At 64.2% G+C, this 18,788-nt stretch carries 15 protein-coding genes; 8 read left to right on the forward strand and 7 right to left on the reverse strand.

Going from position 1 to position 18,788, the window contains the following annotated elements:
- The first annotated feature begins 19 nt into the window (after window positions 1–19).
- Genes LOY26_RS01005 through LOY26_RS01025 form a run of 5 tightly spaced genes read left to right on the forward strand, consistent with a single transcriptional unit; the run spans window position 20 to window position 4,071 of the window.
- Window positions 20–985: a sulfonate ABC transporter substrate-binding protein gene (locus LOY26_RS01005; protein WP_258714298.1), complete on the forward strand. Its 966-nt coding sequence runs from the start codon at window positions 20–22 to the stop codon at window positions 983–985.
- 60 nt (window positions 986–1,045) lie between these two features.
- Window positions 1,046–2,194, forward strand: a complete 1,149-nt coding sequence (gene ssuD / locus LOY26_RS01010; RefSeq protein ID WP_258714299.1) for an FMNH2-dependent alkanesulfonate monooxygenase — start codon at window positions 1,046–1,048, stop codon at window positions 2,192–2,194.
- Window positions 2,195–2,204: 10 nt separating this feature from the next.
- Window positions 2,205–3,002 (forward strand): aliphatic sulfonate ABC transporter permease SsuC, encoded by a 798-nt coding sequence (ssuC, locus tag LOY26_RS01015; protein ID WP_258714300.1) that lies wholly within the window; start codon window positions 2,205–2,207, stop codon window positions 3,000–3,002.
- A complete protein-coding gene (gene ssuB / locus LOY26_RS01020) occupies window positions 2,999–3,811 on the forward strand; it encodes an aliphatic sulfonates ABC transporter ATP-binding protein (RefSeq protein ID WP_186660451.1) in 813 nt (270 codons plus the stop codon). The genes ssuC and ssuB overlap by 4 nt, the downstream gene beginning before the upstream one ends.
- A 44-nt stretch (window positions 3,812–3,855) precedes the next feature.
- Window positions 3,856–4,071, forward strand: a complete 216-nt coding sequence (locus LOY26_RS01025) for a molybdopterin-binding protein (RefSeq protein WP_008095172.1) — start codon at window positions 3,856–3,858, stop codon at window positions 4,069–4,071.
- Between the two features lie 78 nt (window positions 4,072–4,149).
- On the opposite strand, the gene LOY26_RS01030 is transcribed toward LOY26_RS01025, so the two are convergent.
- From LOY26_RS01030 to LOY26_RS01050, 5 genes are all read right to left on the reverse strand, one after another.
- Entirely contained in the window at window positions 4,150–9,309 is a 5,160-nt protein-coding gene (locus tag LOY26_RS01030) for a dermonecrotic toxin domain-containing protein (RefSeq protein ID WP_258714301.1), read from the reverse strand.
- 86 nt (window positions 9,310–9,395) lie between these two features.
- Window positions 9,396–10,031, reverse strand: coding sequence for a TetR/AcrR family transcriptional regulator (locus LOY26_RS01035; protein WP_095064969.1), 636 nt, complete (start codon window positions 10,029–10,031; stop codon window positions 9,396–9,398).
- Window positions 10,031–11,608, reverse strand: coding sequence for a glutamate--cysteine ligase (gshA, locus tag LOY26_RS01040; protein ID WP_186665185.1), 1,578 nt, complete (start codon window positions 11,606–11,608; stop codon window positions 10,031–10,033). The genes LOY26_RS01035 and gshA overlap by 1 nt, the downstream gene beginning before the upstream one ends.
- A gap of 153 nt (window positions 11,609–11,761) precedes the next feature.
- A complete protein-coding gene (locus LOY26_RS01045) occupies window positions 11,762–12,145 on the reverse strand; it encodes a PaaI family thioesterase (protein WP_186660445.1) in 384 nt (127 codons plus the stop codon).
- Window positions 12,145–14,469, reverse strand: coding sequence for a Tex family protein (locus LOY26_RS01050; protein ID WP_033703236.1), 2,325 nt, complete (start codon window positions 14,467–14,469; stop codon window positions 12,145–12,147). Before LOY26_RS01050 ends, LOY26_RS01045 begins: the two co-directional genes overlap by 1 nt.
- A 227-nt stretch (window positions 14,470–14,696) precedes the next feature.
- Here LOY26_RS01050 and ompR point away from each other — a divergent pair, with 227 nt between their 5' ends.
- Together ompR and LOY26_RS01060 are read left to right on the forward strand one after the other, a co-directional pair.
- The gene (ompR, locus tag LOY26_RS01055) at window positions 14,697–15,437 is read left to right on the forward strand and encodes a two-component system response regulator OmpR (RefSeq protein WP_033703235.1); all 741 of its coding nucleotides are present in this window, start codon (window positions 14,697–14,699) and stop codon (window positions 15,435–15,437) included.
- 13 nt (window positions 15,438–15,450) lie between these two features.
- The gene (locus LOY26_RS01060) at window positions 15,451–16,764 is read left to right on the forward strand and encodes an ATP-binding protein (protein ID WP_033703234.1); all 1,314 of its coding nucleotides are present in this window, start codon (window positions 15,451–15,453) and stop codon (window positions 16,762–16,764) included.
- A gap of 113 nt (window positions 16,765–16,877) precedes the next feature.
- On the opposite strand, the gene rimK is transcribed toward LOY26_RS01060, so the two are convergent.
- Together rimK and LOY26_RS01070 are read right to left on the reverse strand one after the other, a co-directional pair.
- Window positions 16,878–17,783 carry a 30S ribosomal protein S6--L-glutamate ligase gene (gene rimK, locus LOY26_RS01065; RefSeq protein ID WP_012316721.1) on the reverse strand — a complete coding sequence of 302 codons (906 nt, stop codon included), beginning with the start codon at window positions 17,781–17,783 and terminating at the stop codon, window positions 16,878–16,880.
- The gene (locus LOY26_RS01070) at window positions 17,780–18,262 is read right to left on the reverse strand and encodes an ATP-dependent zinc protease (protein ID WP_258714302.1); all 483 of its coding nucleotides are present in this window, start codon (window positions 18,260–18,262) and stop codon (window positions 17,780–17,782) included. Before LOY26_RS01070 ends, rimK begins: the two co-directional genes overlap by 4 nt.
- Before the next feature lie 109 nt (window positions 18,263–18,371).
- On the opposite strand from LOY26_RS01070, the gene LOY26_RS01075 reads away from it, so the two are divergent.
- Window positions 18,372–18,773: an RNA-binding S4 domain-containing protein gene (locus LOY26_RS01075; protein WP_047582909.1), complete on the forward strand. Its 402-nt coding sequence runs from the start codon at window positions 18,372–18,374 to the stop codon at window positions 18,771–18,773.
- Window positions 18,774–18,788 lie beyond the last annotated feature (15 nt).

Consider the following 18,788-nt stretch of genomic DNA (forward strand, 5'->3'; position numbering starts at 1 on the left):
ATTCGCACAGGAGAGCGCCATGCGCACAGTCTTCTTGCGTCGTGGTCTGGTCGCCCTGTTTGCGGCGGCTGTGTCCTTCGGCGCCATCACCCAAGCCCAGGCCGAGAGCCTGCGCATCGGTTACCAGAAATACGGCACACTGGTGCTGCTCAAGGCCAAGGGCACGCTGGAGAAGCGCCTGGCCGAACAGGGCGTGCACGTGCAATGGACCGAATTCCCCGGTGGCCCGCAGCTGCTCGAAGGGCTGAACGTCGGCTCCATCGACTTCGGCGTCACCGGCGAAACACCGCCCGTGTTCGCCCAGGCCGCCGGTGCCGACCTGCTCTATGTCGCCTACGAGCCGCCTGCGCCGCACAGCGAAGCGATCCTGGTAGCCAAGGGTTCGCCGATCCAGTCGGTGAAAGAACTCAAAGGCAAGAAGGTCGCGCTTAACAAGGGCTCGAACGTTCACTACCTGCTGGTGCGTGCGCTGGAAGACGCCGGCCTCAAGTACAGCGACATCCAACCGGTCTACCTGCCTCCAGCCGATGCCCGTGCTGCGTTCGAGCGCGGCAGCGTCGATGCCTGGGTAATCTGGGACCCTTACCAGGCTGCCGCCGAGCAGCAGCTGCAGGCACGCACCCTGCGTGACGGCAAGGGCCTGGTCGACAACCATCAGTTCTACCTCGCCACCCGTGACTACGCCACTCGGCACCCGGCTGTGATCAGCACCTTGATCGAGCAAGTGCGCGCTGTGGGCGAGTGGTCCCAGGCCAACCCGCAGGAGGTCACCGACCAGGTCGCACCGCTGCTGGGGCTGCCTGCCGACATCACCCTGACCTCGGTCAAGCGCCAAGGCTACGGCGCCGCGCCGCTCACCCCTGAGGTGGTGGCCGCACAACAGAAGATCGCCGACACATTCCAGGCACTCAAGCTTATTCCCAAGCCGCTGAGCATCAAGGACGTGATCTGGACACCCCCGGCCAAGGTCGCCAGTGCGCCTTGATTGATTTGCCTGCGCCGGGGCGCCGCTCCGGCTTGAGCCACCCTTGAGGAGACAACTCCAATGAGCCTTAACATTTTCTGGTTCCTCCCGACCCATGGTGACGGCATGTACCTGGGCACGTCCGACGGCGCGCGCGCAGTCGACCATGGCTACCTGCAGCAGATTGCCCAAGCTGCCGACCGCCTCGGTTTTGGTGGGGTGCTGATCCCTACCGGGCGTTCTTGCGAGGATTCCTGGCTGGTGGCAGCGTCGCTGATTCCAGTGACCCAGCATCTGAAATTTCTGGTTGCCCTGCGCCCCGGCATCATTTCGCCGACCGTGGCGGCGCGCCAGGCCGCGACCCTGGACCGCTTGTCCAATGGCCGTGCACTGTTCAACCTGGTGACCGGGGGCGACCCGGACGAACTGGCCGGTGACGGCCTGCACCTGAGCCATGAAGAACGCTACGAAGCCTCGGTCGAGTTCACTCGCATCTGGCGCAAGGTGCTGGAAGGCGAAAGCGTCGATTACGACGGCAAGCACATTCAGGTAAAGGGTGCCAAGCTGCTGTACCCGCCGATTCAGCAACCACGCCCGCCGCTGTATTTCGGCGGTTCGTCCGAAGCCGCCCAGGACCTGGCTGCCGAGCAGGTCGAGCTGTACCTGACCTGGGGCGAGCCACCTGCCGCCGTGGCTGAAAAAATCGCCCAGGTGCGCGAAAAGGCTGCCGCTCAAGGCCGTGAAGTACGCTTTGGCATCCGCCTGCACGTGATCGTGCGTGAAACCAACGAAGAAGCCTGGGCCGCAGCCGACCGCCTGATTTCGCACCTGGACGATGACACCATCGCCCGTGCCCAGGCCTCGCTGGCGCGCTTCGACTCGGTTGGCCAGCAGCGCATGGCAGCCCTGCATGGCGGCAATCGCGACAACCTGGAAGTCAGCCCCAACCTGTGGGCGGGTGTCGGCCTGGTGCGTGGTGGTGCCGGTACTGCGTTGGTCGGCGATGGCCCGACCGTGGCGGCCCGGGTCAAGGAATACGCCGAGCTGGGCATCGATACGTTCATCTTCTCGGGTTACCCACACCTGGAAGAGTCCTACCGCGTGGCCGAGCTGTTGTTCCCGCATCTCGACGTGCAGCGCCCGGAGCAACCGAAAGCCGGTGGTTACGTGAGCCCGTTCGGCGAGATGGTGGCCAACGACATCCTGCCCAAGTCCGTGTCGCAGAGCTGAGGGCCGGACCATGAGTCGTGCAACTTCTTCCACCCTGGCTCAGCGCCTGGCGCCGTGGGCCCTGCCGGTACTGCTGCTGGCAGCCTGGCAGTTGGCGGTCAGCGCGGGCTGGCTGTCGACCCGCATCCTGCCGGCACCCAGCGCGGTGGTCAGCGCGGGTGTCGAGCTGGTGCGCAGCGGCGAGATCTGGACCCACCTGGCTATCAGTGGCTGGCGTGCCGGGCTTGGTTTCGTCATTGGCGGCAGCGTCGGCCTGGTGCTGGGCTTTATCACTGGCCTGTCGAACTGGGGCGAACGCCTGCTCGACAGCTCGGTGCAGATGATCCGCAACGTGCCGCACCTGGCGCTGATCCCACTGGTGATCCTGTGGTTCGGTATCGACGAGTCGGCAAAGATCTTCCTGGTCGCCCTGGGCACGCTGTTTCCGATCTACCTCAACACCTACCACGGTATCCGCAACGTTGACCCGGCGCTGGTGGAGATGGCGCGCAGCTATGGCCTGTCCGGTTTCGGCCTGTTCCGTCAGGTGATCTTGCCCGGTGCGCTGCCCTCGATTCTGGTCGGCGTGCGCTTTGCCCTGGGCTTCATGTGGCTGACCCTGATCGTGGCAGAAACCATTTCGGCCAATGCCGGCATCGGTTACCTGGCGATGAACGCCCGTGAGTTCCTGCAGACCGACGTGGTGGTTTTGGCCATCGTTCTGTACGCCGTGCTTGGCAAGTTGGCCGACCTCGCCGCCCGCGGCCTGGAGCGCGTCTGGCTGCGCTGGCACCCGGCTTATCAAGTTGCCAGGAAGGAGGGCGCATGACCGTGCTCAAGGAACAGCCGCCACGCCTGCTGCGTGGCATCCCCCTGGCATCCAACGGCCTGCGCAAGACCTTTGGCCAGCGTGAAGTGCTCAAAGGCATCGACCTGCACATCCCGGCCGGCCAGTTCGTCGCCATCGTCGGCCGCAGCGGCTGCGGCAAGAGCACCTTGTTGCGCTTGCTGGCCGGGCTCGACCAGCCAAGCGCCGGTCAACTGCTGGCCGGTGCTGCGCCGTTGGCCGAAGCCCGCGAGGAAACGCGGCTGATGTTCCAGGACGCTCGGCTGCTGCCGTGGAAGAAGGTGATCGACAACGTCGGCCTGGGCCTGTCTGGCAACTGGCGCCCGCGTGCGCTGGACGCATTGGAGGCGGTTGGCCTGGCTGACCGCGCCAATGAATGGCCGGCGGCACTTTCCGGCGGCCAGAAGCAGCGTGTAGCGCTGGCCCGGGCACTGATCCACCAGCCTCGCCTGTTGCTGCTCGATGAGCCGCTGGGAGCCCTGGATGCGCTGACCCGTATCGAGATGCAGCAACTGATCGAACGCCTCTGGCGTCAGCACGGTTTTACCGTGTTGCTGGTTACCCACGATGTCAGCGAAGCGGTTGCCGTGGCTGACCGGGTGATTTTGATCGAAGACGGCGAGGTCGGGCTCGACCTCACTGTTGACCTGGCCCGGCCAAGGGCGCGGGGTTCGCACCGCCTGGCGGCGCTGGAAAGCGAAGTGCTCAACCGTGTTCTGTCGGTACCGGGCACTGCGCCCGAGCCGGACCCTGTAGCCCCTTTGCCCACGCAACTGCGTTGGGCGCACTGAATGACTTACTTACCTCACTGAAGCCGAAGAGAAGGAATCAAGCCATGACTATCAAAGCCATCAACGTCCGCAACCAGTTCAAAGGCACCGTGAAGGAAATCCTCGAAGGCCCGGTACTGTCGGAAATCGACGTACAGACTGCCTCCGGCATCGTCACTTCGGTGATCACCACCCGCTCGGTCAAAGAGTTGGAGCTGCAGGTGGGCAGTGAAGTGATCGCGTTCGTCAAATCCACCGAAGTGTCCATCGCCAAGCTGTAATGGCAGTGGCGGCGCTGTGCGACCCAGTCGCGGGCTTGATCCGCGAATGGGCCGCCAGGCGGCCCGTACCCTTTAGCCCTAAGCGGGTCGCAACCCGCCAAACAGTTTGTTGGCCTGGCTTTCCGTGAGGGCGCCGCGCCAGGCGCCCGCGCCCAGATTGCGTTCGTGGGCAAGCTTGATGTGACCGGCCTCGAGCCGTGCAAAGCCTTGTGCTGGCCTGCGCTTGAAGTGGAAGTGCGCATACCACAGAGGGCTGCTAGTGGCCGCATCGTCGATGCGGTACTCCTCCAGATACTCGATAGCTTGGCCCTGCCTGTTCTTGGCCGGCTCCAGCACGCGTGACCAACCGATCCGCACCTCACCTTGGCTTTGCAGGTAATCCAGATGACCAGGCTCAGGGCGCTGTGTGGCTTTGGTCTGGTCGATGCGCAATTGCCGACCCACCCTGCGCAGTTCGCCTGCAGCCTGTTCGACACTGCCTGTAAGCTGGCGCTGAGCCTCGGTCAGCGCGCTCCCTCCCCGGCGGGCGATGTCCCGCGCCAGGTCCTCCAGCGTCGTGGCATAACCAATGGCCAGGTCTTGCAGGCTGGCAGGGGCCATGTTCAGGGCCTTGTACTGCTGTAGCTTGGCTTGCTGCGCGGCGACATTGCCCAATCGCTTGCGCGCGGCGGCCACCAGTACCATCAGGTCGGCTGCGGCCGCGGCAGGCTGCACACTTCTGGGTTGCCACAAGTTATCGGCGGTACGGGTGAAGGTGATGTGTGTTTCCTGGTTCAGTCTGTTGCTGACCTGCATCTGCGGCTGGCCGTCGATGGTGATCTCACTGCCTATCAACAACTGTTGGTCCACGGTTTCGAACAGACGGGGCCTGCTCGGCCCGCGATGACGGTTTGGCTTTCGCGTGATGGGGGCTGAGGCGTCGATGCCTGCCTCGACTTCGGCGATCAGTTGGGCCAACGAATGGCGCATTCGCTGGGTGCTTTGCGGTGTGATGTAATCAGGGAAGTCGTCCTGCCAACTGGTCATGTAGTTGCCAAAGCGCTGATAGCGGTCTTTGAGCTGGCGCAGGAAACGGTGCTCCTGGGTGCGGCTCAGGCCCGCAGTCGCCAGATCTTGATGGCTGAACAACAGGCTCCTCAGGTCGGTGATTTCCTGCCTCACCTGACGTTGCATCAACAGGTAGTCATAGCTTGGCCGGCTTGGCAGCGGGACGATGTGGCTCAGTTCGATGGCCAGTCTTACGGTTCGGTACTCATGAGGGTGCATCGGCATCTGCAGTCTATCGAGTGTTTGTTGGTAAACGGTGAGCTCATTGCCGCGCAGTTTTTGGGTGACCCTTGCCACTCGATGGAATTCGTATTCCAGCTTGCCGAGTGTGTGGCAGAAGCGCTCCTGAGCACCCCTCATCTGCCGCAGGAGCTCAAAGGAGTTGTCGCTGGCGGCGTCCAAGGCTTGTTCGAGCTGTTTGATCCGGGTGTATTCATCCTGCATCCGCAGATTGAGTTGTACGATCAAGGTGGGGTGCTGCCTGCCCAGGTTATAGGCCATTTGGTTGTGCATGCCTTGGTAGTGGCGACCCAGCTGTGGCTTGATTCTGTGCAGTCGCTCCAGGCTTTGCTCATGAAATGTCACGAAGGCTTCCAATTGCTCGATGGACTCCTGTAGCGCCTGCCTGATGGCGGGCAACGGCGCCGGTGTGCCTTGAGGGCCATTGGGGCCAACTCCGCGTGCGGTGTTCCAGGCCGAGACTTTTTCGGTGAGACGGGCTTGGTGTGCAACGCGGCCATTTTCGATGTCTTGCACCACCTGCCTAGGCGATAGCAACGCGGGCTGCCGGCCAAGGTAGCCGCGCAGGTGCTGCCAGCCCTGCTGGTACAGCCTGCCGAGGTAGGCGCCACCGCCTGCCAGCCCACCGTCGACGATACGCCCGCTCAGGCTGCCGTGGGGCTGCCAGGAGCCCAGCTCGTCGAGCTTCACAGGCTGCTTGTAGCTGCGTGCTGCGCTGCCCTTGAGGCGCCAGGTGCGATAGGTCGCGTCCCACTCGACCTGATAGTGCAGCCCCTGGCTGACGATGAAGTCGTTGCCGGTCTCGGCATGCCGGTTGACACCCTTGCCGTGAACCTCGGGGTGGTCGCGCCAGTGGCCCGAGGGCGCTTCGGTTTCATAACCGCTGAAGGGGTCGGTGCGCCCCCGGCGGGTCACGGTGGTGGGCCGCAACCCTTCGAGGCGCTGGCGCAAGTGGGTGCGGGTGCGTGCAAGTGCAGTGGACGAGCGCGACACAGAGGCGGCAGGCACCACATCGAAGAGCGCATCGACCAACGACAGGAACACGCTGTTCAGGTGCTCGACCCCCTCGCCAGGGTCACTCCGCAGAAATGCCTCGACGCTGGCATTGGCGGCGCTCCAGCCATCGTAGAGGGCAATCGCGGTACCTACGCCGGGCACGAAGCCCAGCGCCAGTTTGAGGTAGTCGTATACGCGCCCGTGGCGCATCGCCTCGCTTTCCAGGTACAGGTCGACCTGGCTGCGCGACGAGGCGCGGTGTTCGAGGATCAGCCGGCCCATCTGCAGGTTGGCTCGCACCTGGGCGATCGGCTCTGAACGGGCATTACCCACGCCGATGAAACCGGTGAACCGCTTGAGCAGCGCCTGGTTGATATAGGACAGGTGCGTGCGTGTGTCGCCTTCCAGCGGGCGGCTGGCGAGGTAGGTGCGCATGGCCTCGTCGATGGCCATGTCCTCCAGCGCCTGGCATGCCTGCTCGCTGTTTTCGTACTGGCTGATGACCTTGCCGTTGGGGGCATCGGGTAGCAACAGCAGGCACGGCCCGCTCGCCGGCTTGAGCAGGAAGATGCCCGAAAGCGTCACGCGGTCGCTGCTACCGTCCGCAGCTACGCCAGGCCGCAGGTCGAGTGCATGGTGATCGATGGTGCGGGTAAGCGTGGTGCCCTGCTGTTCGCGGCAGAACAGCTCGAATACCTCCATGCCGTGTGCATCCAGGGTATCGGGCCGGCTCAACAGCAGGATCTTCAACTGGTGCTCGAAGGGCCCGCGGAGCGTTTCCTGGCGCCATTGTGCCTGCCAGTCGGATTGCTCCGCGTTGCCCTTGAAGGTATCGCGTATCTGCTGCTCGTAGGCGCCAGCCACATCCAGTGTCTGCACCAGGGTGGCAATGTAGCTGTGGTTGAGCTTTTGTTGCAGGTCAGGCGTCGCCGTCGTGTCTTCGATTACGATGTTGGCGTTGGCCAGGCGCAAGGTCAGGTCGTCGTCCAATGCCCACAGCAGAAATTGCTCAAGGGGCACGTGGCTACGTTCGGCACTGAACGTCGTGACCTCTTTGTAGGCATTGGCGAAGCCGGACTCCGGCAGCGGGATACGCTGCTTGCCTGTGCGGTCGGCGATGTCCAGGGTGACTTGGGGCAGCGTCGTCAGGCCGAGTGACTGGCGCAGGTGCCCGTTCATCAGGTTGCGTGAAAACGCCCCGCGCTCAGGCAGGTCCCTCGCCAGTAAGCCGCTGGCAGCCAGCATGCTGACGCGCAATGCGTCGAACTGCGCCGCCAGTGCCTCGCGCTGGGGCGCATCAAGGTGGCTCAGTGAATGCAGGCGGGTGTGCAGGTTGGCAGTGCGGTTACGCTCGGCCAGCCGTTCGAACGCCTGGATCCTGGCGGCGTTGTTGCTGGCGCTCAGTTTCCAGCGCAGTTGCAGGCGCGACGAGGGGGCGGCCTGGGTCAGCAGGGCCACGTGGGTCGAGGCCAGGTAATCGAAAGCGTGGGTGGTGATGGGTTCGCTGATCAGGGCTGGTGTGTGCTCGCCGCTGTCGATCAGCTCAAGGAGCGCATCGATGTCCTGCGGCCAGACGCTTTCCAGCAGCACTTCTGGCCAGGCGCCCTGCAACGTGTTCAGCAGTCGTTCGGCCAGTTGGGCCTGGTCCGGGTAACAGGCCAGGCCACCGTCGTGCCCGGGTTTGTAGAGCAGCAAGGCGCTGTCTGCTTCACCCGTGGCGTCCTGGGGTATCGCCCGGAGGGTGATGAAGCCCGTCAGGGCCCAACTGCGAGGGCCCACCACCAGTTTCAGAGCGCTGGGCACGACCTGCCGTTGCAGGCTGGGGTTTGGCCGCTCCACCAGTTGGCGAACCCATTGCAGGCGCGATTCGCTCAGGTCCCCCAAATGTTGTTGGAACTCGGCCTCCAGCAGCAAGGCCTTTGCAAAGTGCTGGCTGAGGTGTTCGAACCTGCTGTTTTCGCCGTGCATTTGCCCCCAGGTTTCCGGCGTGGGCGACTCGGGAAGCGCAGCCAGCACTTGTTGCAGTAGGGCGTCCTGGGCATCGAGCTTGGCTTGCTGGGCCTGCAGCTCCGCCAGGCGTGCAGAGCCTGGCCCGGTATCGCTGCCCAGGTAGGCGGCCAGCAGCTGTTCCTGGCGGTCGATGCGCTGCTTGCGCCAGCCGAGTGGCAAGCGTTCGTCGAGTGAATCGAAATGCACCTCGTCCTCCGCCAACGCTTCATCGGCACTGACCAGCCGAGCCAGCTCCTCGCTCAATGCGTCGGGCAGCTCGACCTGCAGTTGCAGGCCCTGGCCGGTCAGCAGGCTGTTGAGCAGGCCGGCGAAGCCATCACCCGGGAGCGCGATGACGGCGATGAACGTGCTGTCGCTGTCGCTGGCCAGCGCGGTGGGCGGGGTGCGCCACAGGCGGTCCCGATGCTCGTGGGCCCACTGCAGCAGGGCCGCTTCGCTGTGGAAGGCGCGTACCGGGTTGTGGCCGTCGGGCCGGTACAGCAGCCAGGGCTCGTCATCGCCCGCGGGCGTGATCAGTAGCGCAGTGGGGCAGGCCCCTACGGGGATGCCTGGCTGATGCCAGTGCAGTTGCGCATACCGGCTGCTGCTGTCCAGCTGGCCCAGCTTCCAGGCCTTCGTTGCGATTCGGTCAAGCCCGTAGTTGAGCTCCAGCGCGCTCTGGAAATGCGCGTGCAACTGCTGCTCGGTAAAGGCCCTGCGTGCTATCGACTGCCCGGGCATACGTGCGTCCCAGTAGCTGGCGTGCCCAGGTGAAGGCTGCAGCTGCGCCTGGTTGAACACGCTATTCAGTGCCTTGACCGCCTGGCGTCGTCGCAGGTCGGCCTTGCCGAGGGCATTACCGCGTCCGGCGATAATCCAGGGGGTGGTGGGCAGGGGCAGGGGGCTGGCGAAGTCGTCCAGGCCGATGGGCGTGGTGTCGGCTGACAAGTCGAAAGAATGAGGCATGGTCGTGATCCACGTTGGCTGAGTGCTGGAGAGGAGCGCCCATTTCAACGTTCGATCGGAGGCGAACTGCGTTACATGTTGCTCGTTCAGTGTGTGTGGCGTTTTCCCAGGAACGGCGGCAGGTAGAGCCCCAGATACGCTTCGAATACCCGCATGCCTTCCTCGGCCATACGCGGGGTGATCTGTTCATGCAGCTGCATCGAGCGGGCATACACCCGGTCGCTCAATTCCATGGCCAAGGCAAACACATCCACATCGGTCGGCATTGTCGGCAGCTGGAAGTGCTGGTCGAACAGCCTGTGCATCAGCTCGCCCAGCTCCATGTCGTGCTGGCGGTCAGCCTGCACCACTTCGCTCAGGCCATGCTGGGCAAGGATCAGTTGGCGCGCTGCGGCGTCTTCGTTGTAGATGTCGAGCATGCGCTGCTCGATCAGCCGTGACAGTTGGTGCCAGGTATTGAACGCAGCGCTGTCGATGGGGGCGCTTAGGGCTTCGCGAAAGGCCCGATGCACATCGGCGGTCAACGCCTCGAGCAAGGCGGGCACGCTGGCGAAGAAGTGATACACCGACGAAGGCGGGATTTGTGCCCGTTCGGCAACGCTGTAGATCGACAGCCCCGCGACCCCTTGCTCTGCCAGAAGCTCGCGAGCCGCCGCCAGGATCGCTTCGATCCTGGCCTGGCTGCTGGCGCGCGGCTTGCGAAGGGAGGCGGTGCGGCTCATCAGTTGCTGATCGCCAGGATGCTGGCCTGGTAGGCACCGACGAACAGGTCGAAGTCGCCGACTTCGGTCTGTTCAAGCTCGCTCTGCTTGGCCAGGGACTCGCGGGCGAGCGTTTCGAAGGCCTGCTGGCGCGCGCTGCTCAACGGTTGTTCGCGCAAGCTCTCGGCATGGACACGGCTCTGGCGCAGCGAGAACTGGATAAAGCTCTCGTCGTGTTCGGTCATGCGCGCCAGTACTTGGGCCGATGGGGTCAGCGAAGCGTCGTCGACCTTGGCCTGTTGGGCATCCAGTGCCTTGGCGTGCTCGTCACTGCCGTGTGCCTGGTCGAGCAGGTCGGCCAGCGCGCGAATGCGCGTGATCAGTTCGCCGGCCCACGCCTGCAGACCGATCGGTTGGCCATCGCGCTGCAGTTGCAGGCCAGGGCGGCGACCTTCCTTGACCACGGTCAGGAAGTTGCTGGTGCACTGGCCGCATTCGCCGTTGTCCAGTTGCGGGCTTTCTTCAAGCGCGCAGAACAGCAGGAATGCATCGAGGAAACGCGCCTCGGGCAGGTCGATGCCGACGGGCAGGAACGGGTTGATGTCCAGGCAGCGCACTTCGACGTACTGCACGCCACGGGAGGTCAGGGCCTGGATCGGCCGCTCGCCGGTGTAGGTGACGCGCTTGGGGCGGATGTTCGAGTAGTACTCGTTCTCGATCTGCAGGATGTTGGTGTTCAGTTGCACCCACTCGCCATCCACGTGGGTACCGACCTCGACGTAGGGCGGGTAGGGCGTGCCCACCGCCTTGCGCAGGCTGTCGGTGTAGCTGGCCAGGTTGTTGTAGCAGGGCGTGAGGCCAGCCTGGGCGTTGCTCTGGTAACCCAGGTCACTCATGCGCAGGCTGGTGGCGTAGGGCAGGAACAGGGTTTCGGCGTCCAGCTCTTCGAGTTGGTGCGGGCGGCCACGCAGGAAGCCTTTGTCCAGTGTCGGCGAGGCGCCGAACAGGTACATCAGCAGCCAGCTGTAGCGGCGGAAGTTGCGGATCAGCGCGATGTAGGCCGACGACTGATAGTCGCGCGCGTCTTCTTCGCTGCCTTCACTTGCGCGCAGCAAGGGCCACAGCGTCTCTGGCAGCGAGAAGTTGTAATGGATGCCCGCGATGCACTGCATGGTGCGGCCGTAGCGCAGGGCCAGGCCTTTGCGGTACACGTGCTTGAGCTTGCCGATGTTGGAGCTGCCGTATTCGGCGATCGGGATGTCTTCCTCGGCCGGCAACGCACAGGGCATCGACGGGCTCCACAGGTACTCGTCACCCAGCTTGGTGTAGACGAAGCGGTGGATCTCTTCGAGGTTCTCCAACACCTGGGCCGGGTCTGCGAGGGCCGGGGTGATGAACTCCAGCAGCGACTCGGAATAATCGGTAGTGATCTGCTCATTGGTCAGCGCCGAACCCAACGCTTCCGGGTGCGGGGTCTGGGCCAGGCGACCTTCATCGGTCACGCGCAGGCATTCTCGCTCAATACCGTGCAGGCACTGCTTGAGCAGGGGAAGATTGGCGCCGAGCAGGCTCAGGCGGCGGTTGAGGAGGTCGCTCAAGATGGATTCCTTCACGCGTCAGTCGCCCCAATATGGGGGTGGAGATAACGGTCTACAAGGGTAGGGAGAAAGGAACTGGCGTTGTCGCCTGGTTTACGCGGTTCCAGCAGTGCCAGCGCACTGCTGAAAATACCGCAGATAGTGCTTGGTGAGCTAGAGAACCGCGAAGGTTCCTTGCGCTTTGGCCACCAGCTTGTCGCCTTGGACTACGTCGGCGTCGACCACCAGGGTGCGCCGCCCGGCGTGCAATACGCGGGCGCTGCACACGACCTCGCCGTCGCTGACGGCGCGCATGTAGTTGATCTTGCATTCGATGGTGACGCTTTGCTGGTCGAAGCCATGGCTGGCCGAGCAGGCCAGGCCCATGGCGATGTCCACCAGGCTAAAGATCGCCCCACCGTGCAGTTTCTGCCCCCTGTTGCGCAATTGCGGCGCAAGCGCCAGGGCCACTTCGGCAACGCCGGTGTCCAGGCGTTGCAGGCGGCAGCCGAGCAACTGGCTGAAGGCGCTTTCGACGTATTCGCGCGGGACGTCCATCACTTCTTCTTCAGTTGCTTGGCGTTGGCGAACAACGAGGCCATGGCATTGTTGGCCGGGGCTGCGGTGGTGGTTTCACGCGGGCGTGGCGCCTGCTGCTGGCGATTGCCACCGTTGCCACGGCCGCCACCCCGGTTGCCTTCGACCTTCTCGCCCGGGGTATCGCCCATGCGCATGGACAGGCCGACACGCTTGCGCGGGATGTCCACTTCCATGACCTTGACCTTGACCACGTCGCCGGCCTTGACCGCTTCACGCGGGTCCTTGACGAACTTTTCCGACAGCGCCGAGATGTGCACCAGGCCGTCTTGATGCACGCCAATGTCGACGAAGGCACCGAAGTTGGTGACGTTGGTGACCACGCCTTCGAGGATCATGCCGGGCTCCAGGTCCTTGAGGTCTTCGACGCCGTCCTGGAAGGTCGCGGTCTTGAACTCAGGGCGTGGGTCGCGGCCGGGCTTGTCCAGCTCCTGGAGAATGTCGGTGACGGTCGGCAGGCCGAAGGTCTCGTCGGTGAACTTCTTCGGGTCGAGGCGCTTGAGGAAGCTGCTGTCGCCGATCAGCGAGCGGATATCGCGGTCGGTGCCGGCGGCGATGCGCTGCACCAGCGGGTAGGCTTCCGGGTGCACGGCAGAGGCGTCGAGCGGGTTGTCACCGTTCATTACACGAAGGAAGCCGGCGGCCTGTTCGAAGGTTTTTTCACCCAGGCGGCTGACCTTTTTCAGCGCTGCGCGGGTGGCGAACGGGCCGTTGGCGTCTCGGTGCGCCACGATGTTCTGCGCCAGGGTTGCGTTGAGGCCCGAGATACGGGTCAGCAGCGCCACCGAGGCGGTATTGACGTCCACCCCCACGGCGTTCACGCAGTCCTCGACCACCGCGTCCAGGCCGCGGGCCAGCTTGAGCTGGGACACGTCATGCTGGTACTGGCCGACGCCGATGGATTTCGGGTCGATCTTCACCAGTTCGGCCAACGGGTCCTGCAGGCGGCGGGCGATGGAAACAGCGCCGCGGATCGACACGTCCAGGTCCGGGAATTCGCGGGCGGCCAGTTCCGAGGCCGAGTACACCGAAGCGCCAGCCTCGGAGACCATGACCTTGGTGACCTTCAGGGCCGGGTATTTCTTGACCAGTTCGGCCACCAGCTTGTCGCTCTCGCGGCTGGCGGTGCCGTTGCCGATTGCCACCAGCTCCACCGAGTGCTTGGCGCACAGGGCGGCCAGCACGGACAGGGTGCGGTCCCAGTCGTTTCGCGGTGCGTGCGGGTAGACGGTGGCGGTGTCCAGCAGCTTGCCGGTGGCATCGACCACGGCGATCTTGCAGCCGGTGCGCAGGCCCGGGTCCAGGCCCAGGGTGGCGCGCGGCCCGGCTGGGGCGGCCAGCAACAGGTCGTGCAGGTTGTGGGCGAAGACATTGATCGCCTCGCCCTCGGCGTTGTCGCGCAGCTCACCGAACAGGTCGGTTTCCAGGTGGGTGTACAGCTTGACCTTCCAGGTCCAGCGCACCACCTCGGCCAGCCACTTGTCGGCCGGGCGGCTGCGGTTTTCCAGGCCGAAGTGGCCGCCGATCATGACTTCGCAGGGGTGCAGGGTGCCGGGCAGTTCTTCGCCGACCTTCAACGAGGCACTGAGGATGCCTTCGTTGCGCCCGCGGAAAATCGCCAGGGCACGGTGCGACGGGGCGCTGCGCAGCAGTTCGTCATGGGCGAAGTAGTCGCGGAACTTGGCGCCTTCTTCTTCCTTGCCGGCCACCACGCGGGCGCTGAGCACGGCCTCCTGCTTGAGGAAGTTGCGCAGCTTGTCGAGCAGGGCGGCGTCTTCGGCGAAGCGCTCCATGAGGATGTATTTGGCGCCCTCCAGGGCCGCCTTGACATCGGCCACGCCTTTTTCGGCGTCGACGAAGCGTGCCGCTTCGGTTTCCGGGGCCAGCTGCGGGTCGTTGAACAAGCCGTCGGCCAGCTCGCCAAGGCCGGCTTCCAGGGCGATCTGGCCCTTGGTGCGGCGCTTTTGCTTGTACGGCAGGTAGAGGTCTTCGAGGCGGGTCTTGGTGTCGGCCAACTTGATCTCGCGGGCCAGCTCCGGGGTCAGTTTGCCCTGTTCCTCGATGCTGGACAGGATGCTGGCGCGGCGCTCGTCGAGTTCGCGCAGGTAGCGCAGGCGCTCTTCCAGGTGGCGCAGCTGGGTATCGTCCAGGCTGCCGGTCACTTCCTTGCGGTAACGGGCGATGAAGGGCACGGTCGAGCCTTCGTCCAACAGGCCCACGGCCGCTTCGACCTGTTGTGGGCGTACGCCCAGTTCCTCGGCGATACGGCTGTTGATGCTGTCCATGTAAACCACCTGACAATTGTGAATACGGGGGCCGCGCGCGGGCTCGGAGCCTGACGGCGCTGGATGAAAGCCGCGCATTATACCCATCGTGATCGGCTTGCGGTGATGGCGCCAAGCCAGCCCGAGAGGCCCGGAACTGGCGCTGGGGGAAAAATCTGCTAACAATGCTCACGGCACGCGTTGCAATGGCTACGCCATAATGCGCGGCGATACCAGAGGAGTTATTCATGACCGGCACTGCAAACACCGCTGAAGGTGACAAGATTCTCATCGTCGACGACGATCCCGGGCTGAGCAGCCTGCTGGAACGTTTCTTCACCAGCAAGGGCTACCGTGCCCGCGCGGTGCCCAATACCGAGCAGATGGACCGCCTGCTGTCGCGTGAGGTCTTCAACCTGGTCGTGCTCGACCTGATGCTGCCTGGCGAGGACGGCCTGACCGCGTGCAGGCGCCTGCGCCAGTCGAACAACCAGATCCCGATCATCATGCTCACCGCCAAGGGCGACGAGCTCAGCCGCATCAAGGGGCTGGAGTTGGGCGCCGACGATTACCTGGGTAAGCCGTTCAACCCCGACGAGCTGATGGCCCGGGTCAAGGCCGTGCTGCGCCGCCAGGCGCCGAGTGTGCCCGGCGCCCCGGGCAGCGAGGACGAATCGGTCACCTTCGGTGATTACGAGCTGTCCCTGGCTACCCGCGAGCTCAAGCGCGGCGACGAAGTGCACATGCTCACCACCGGTGAGTTCGCCGTGCTCAAGGCGCTGGTCATGCATGCGCGTGAACCGCTGACCCGCGACAAGCTGATGAACCTGGCCCGTGGCCGTGAATGGGACGCCCTGGAGCGCTCCATCGACGTACAGATCTCGCGCCTGCGCCGCATGATCGAGCCGGACCCGTCCAAGCCACGTTATATCCAGACGGTCTGGGGCGTGGGCTACGTCTTCGTACCAGACGGAAACGCCGGCAAATGATGCCTTGCCGTCGATGAAAACGCCGCTGTGGTTTCCGCAAAGCTTCTTCGCCCGCACGCTGTGGCTGGTGCTGATCGTCGTCCTGTTTTCCAAGGCGCTGACCCTCGTTTATCTGCTGATGAACGAGGATGTGCTGGTCGACCGTCAGTACAGCCATGGTGTGGCACTGACCTTGCGCGCCTATTGGGCTGCCGATGAAGAAAACCGCGACAAGATCGCCGAAGCCGCAGGGCTGATCCGGGTGACCGGCTCTGGGGTACCCGAAGGCGAGCAACACTGGCCTTACAGCGAGATTTACCAGCGGCAGATGCAGGCCGAGCTGGGCGAAGACACCGAGGTACGTCTGCGCATCCACGCGCCACCGGCGTTGTGGGTCAATGCGCCGAGCCTCGGCCCTGGCTGGCTCAAGGTGCCGTTGTACCCGCATCCGCTGCGTGGGCAGAAGATCTGGAACGTGCTCGGCTGGTTCCTGGCCATCGGCCTGCTGTCCACCGCGTCGGCCTGGATATTCGTACGCCAGCTGAACCAGCCGCTCAAGCGCTTGGTGTTCGCCGCCCGGCAACTGGGCCAGGGGCGTAGCGTGCGCTTGCCGATCAGCGACACTCCCAGCGAAATGACCGAGGTGTACCGTGCGTTCAACCAGATGGCCGAGGATGTCGAGCAGGCAGGGCGTGAGCGTGAGTTGATGCTGGCAGGGGTTTCCCACGACCTGCGTACACCGCTGACGCGGCTGCGCCTGTCGCTTTCGCTGTTGGACAGCGACAACGACTTGAGCGATGACATGGTTCGCGACATCGAGGACATGGACGCGATTCTCGACCAGTTCCTGGCGTTCATCCGCGATGGCCGTGACGAGCCGGTGGAGGAGGTCGACCTGGCCGACCTGGTGCGCGAAGTGGTGGCGCCGTACAACCAGCCGCACGAGCGGGTACGCCTGTGCCTTGAGCCGATACCGCCGTTCCCGCTGCGGCGGGTTTCGCTCAAGCGCATGCTGGGCAACCTGATCGGCAACGCCTTGCACCATGCCGGCAAAGGGGTCGAAGTGGCCGCCTATGTTTCGGGCGACGAGAGCGCGCCTTACGTGGTGCTCAGCGTGCTGGACCGGGGCACGGGGATCGACGAGTCGGAGCTGGAGACCATCTTCAACCCGTTCATTCGTGGGGACCGCGCCCGGGGTGGCAAGGGCACCGGGTTGGGCCTGGCGATCGTCAAGCGGATCGCGGCCCAGCATGGCGGCAATGTGGAGCTGCGCAATCGGTCCGGTGGCGGGATCGAGGCGCGGGTGAGGTTGCCGTTGGGGCTTTTGCTGCCGCGTAATGCCGTGTGATTGCCGGGGCCGCTTTGCGGCCCATCGCGACACAAGGCCGCTCCTACAAGGGTTACGCGATCCCCTGTAGGAGCGGCCTTGTGTCGCGATGGGCTGCAAAGCAGCCCCGAATCTCAGCCCTTACCCTTGGTCCGGGTCTGATTCGGCCCGCCGTTCTTCTCCAGGTGTTCGATGATCATCCCGGCCACGTTCTTGCCGGTGGTCACTTCAATGCCCTCCAGGCCCGGCGACGAGTTCACCTCCATCACCAACGGCCCATGGTTGGACCGCAGTATATCCACACCCGCCACGCTCAAACCCATCACCTTGGCCGCACGAATCGCGGTAATCCGTTCTTCCGGGGTGATCTTGATCAAGCTGGCGACCCCACCCCGGTGCAGGTTGGAGCGAAACTCCCCAGGCTTGGCCTGACGCTTCATCGAGGCAATCACCTTGTCGCCCACCACGAAGCAGCGAATGTCGGCACCGCCGGCCTCCTTGATGTATTCCTGCACCATGATGTTCTGCTTCAGGCCCATGAAGGCTTCGATCACCGACTCGGCCGCCTGGGTAGTCTCGCACAGCACCACGCCGATGCCCTGGGTGCCTTCGAGCACCTTGATCACCAGGGGGGCACCATTGACCATCTGGATCAAGTCCGGGATGTCGTCAGGCGAGTGGGCGAAGCCGGTGATCGGCAGGCCGATGCCGCGCCGCGACAGCAACTGCAGCGAGCGCAGCTTGTCGCGCGAGCGGGCGATGGCCACCGACTCGTTGAGCGGGTACACGCCCATCATTTCGAACTGGCGCAATACCGCGCACCCGTAAAAGGTGACCGAGGCACCGATGCGCGGGATTACCGCATCGAAGCCTTCCAGCGGCTTGCCCCGGTAGTGGATCTGCGGCTTGTGGCTGGCGATGTTCATGTAGGCCCGCAGGGTATCGATCACCACCATTTCGTGGCCACGCTGGGTACCGGCTTCGACCAGGCGGCGGGTGGAATACAGACGCGGATTGCGCGACAGCACAGCGATCTTCATGCAGCACCTGTGACAGGGGAAAGGGTGGCCGCAAAGGCCGGTTTGTCTTGTACGTACTTCAGGCCAGGGTTGACCACCAGTTGGCCGTGAATAAGTGCCTTGGAGCCGAGCAGCAGGCGGTAGCGCATGTCCTTGCGGCAAGCCAGGGTGAACTCCACTTCCCATACAGCATCGCCCAATGCCAGCGAAGTGCGGATCACATAACGGGCCTGGGCATGGCCGTTGGAGCTCTTGATAGTCTTCATGGTCACCAGCGGGGCTTCGCAACGGCGGTGGCGCAACTGAACCACCGAGCCCAGGTGCGCGGTAAAACGGACCCACGGCTGGCCGTCACGCTCGAATGGTTCCACCTCGGTGGCGTGCAGGCTTGAGGTGCTGGCCCCGGTGTCGATCTTGGCGCGCAGCCCGGCCAGCCCGAGGTCGGGCAGGGCCACCCACTCGCGCAGGCCGATCACAGTCAAATGGTCAAATGTCTTCACGAAGCGCACCCAGGGGATAAGGTGGTGAACTGTAAGCACGGCGTGGACTTTTTGCATCCGCAAGATACGGTAGTACAGTTCGATGAAAGACTGAATTCGAGGTAACGGGATGGCACACAAGGCGGAAGAAGACGACAAAGTTCGCCTGGACAAATGGCTGTGGGCGGCGCGGTTCTACAAAACCCGAGCGCTGGCCAAGGCGGCGATCGAGAGTGGCAAGGTGCATTGCCGGGGCGAGCGCTGCAAGCCAGGCAAGGAACCGAGGGTGGGCGATGAGTTCGTCCTGCGCACAGGGTTCGACGAGCGTACGGTCGTGGTCAAGGCGCTGTCGGTAGTGCGCCGTGGGGCGCCGGAGGCGCAGGCGCTGTACGCCGAAACCGAAGAGAGCGTGCGGCGCCGTGAACAGGCTGCCGAGCTGCGCAAGGCCGGCGCGATGGGTGTGACCACCGACGGCCGGCCTAACAAGAAACAGCGGCGGCAGATTCATCAGCTGCACGGCAGCTTCGAGTGAACGGGGCCGCATTGC

The organism is Pseudomonas sp. B21-047, from assembly GCF_024748775.1.
GTDB classification, from domain to species: domain Bacteria; phylum Pseudomonadota; class Gammaproteobacteria; order Pseudomonadales; family Pseudomonadaceae; genus Aquipseudomonas; species Aquipseudomonas capeferrum.